1 protein-coding gene is annotated in these 471 nt (G+C 70.3%); it reads right to left on the bottom strand.

What is annotated here, in order from left to right:
- Positions 1 to 317 (bottom strand): hypothetical protein (locus tag ACLD7X_RS18740; protein WP_411425189.1); only part of this gene is annotated, 317 nt, incomplete at its 3' end.
- Positions 318 to 471: the final 154 nt, after the last annotated feature.

The raw sequence follows: 471 nt of genomic DNA, 5'->3' as shown, positions 1-471 counted from the left end.
TCGGCCACGTAGGCGGCCCAGGTCTCGCGGTGGCCGAGGTGCATGTTTTCCAGCGCGCCGGGCGCGCCGCAGGACCCGCAGATCGCGACGACCATCGGCATGTTGCCGGGGCCTGCGACCGTGGTGATGCGGTTCGCGCGGCGGTCCTGATCTTCCAGCGCGTCGCGGATGCCGGGGTCGAACCTGGGGCGCTTGGCCATCGCGGCCTTGAGTTCGCGGGTGGACAGCCAATCGTCGTCGTCGGGGTCGTCCGCGATCAGCCGTTCGAGGGTGGGGGGCAGGACCGGGGCGTAGCCGCGTTTCGCGTAATGTCCCATGATTCCCGACGCACCCTTCACCTGACCCTCGGGGGCAGGCTAGGGCAGGTGCGGCGGCGCGCGCAAGTCAGCGGTGCAGCACCATGCGGTCGCCCGCGATCTCGATCCGGAAGCGGCCGAGGTAGTCCATGCCCAGAAGCGAGCCGTCCATGTC

Origin of the sequence: Aphanothece microscopica RSMan92 (genome assembly GCF_046613545.2) — a bacterium.
In the GTDB taxonomy this organism is placed as follows: domain Bacteria; phylum Cyanobacteriota; class Cyanobacteriia; order PCC-6307; family Cyanobiaceae; genus NIES-981.
Note: the sequence above shows the minus strand (reverse complement) of the source record. Positions and strands in the feature narration are given on the sequence as shown.